At 72.1% G+C, this 373-nt stretch carries 1 protein-coding gene; it reads right to left on the bottom strand.

The annotated features are described in order from the left end of the window. Positions 1–373: HAD-IC family P-type ATPase (locus B3446_RS22685; RefSeq protein WP_291385207.1), on the bottom strand; the 373-nt coding region annotated here is incomplete at both ends.

The raw sequence follows: 373 nt of genomic DNA, 5'->3' as shown, positions 1-373 counted from the left end.
GCCGATCTTGCGCAGGTCGTCGTCCATCAGCGCCACGTCGGCGGTCTCGATGGCGGTGCCGGTGCCGGCAGCGCCCATCGCAAAGCCGATGTCGGCGCGGGCCAGCGCAGGCGCGTCATTGATGCCGTCGCCCACCATGCCGACCCGCACGTCCGGCGCAAGCTTGCCTTCAATGGCGGTCAGCTTGTCCTCGGGCAGTTGGTCGCCGCGCGCTTCGTCGATGCCGACCTGGCGCGCGATGGCCTGCGCGGTCGGCGTGTTGTCGCCCGTCAGCATCAGCGTGCGCACGCCCAGCCCGTGCAGGTCGGCGATGGCCTGGGCGCTGGTGGGCTTGACCGTATCGGCCACCGCCGCCAGGGCCAGCACGCGGCTG

Origin of the sequence: Achromobacter sp. UBA5777 (assembly GCF_002418565.1) — a bacterium.
Taxonomy (GTDB): Bacteria; Pseudomonadota; Gammaproteobacteria; order Burkholderiales; family Burkholderiaceae_B; genus Achromobacter; species Achromobacter animicus.
Note: the sequence above shows the minus strand (reverse complement) of the source record. Positions and strands in the feature narration are given on the sequence as shown.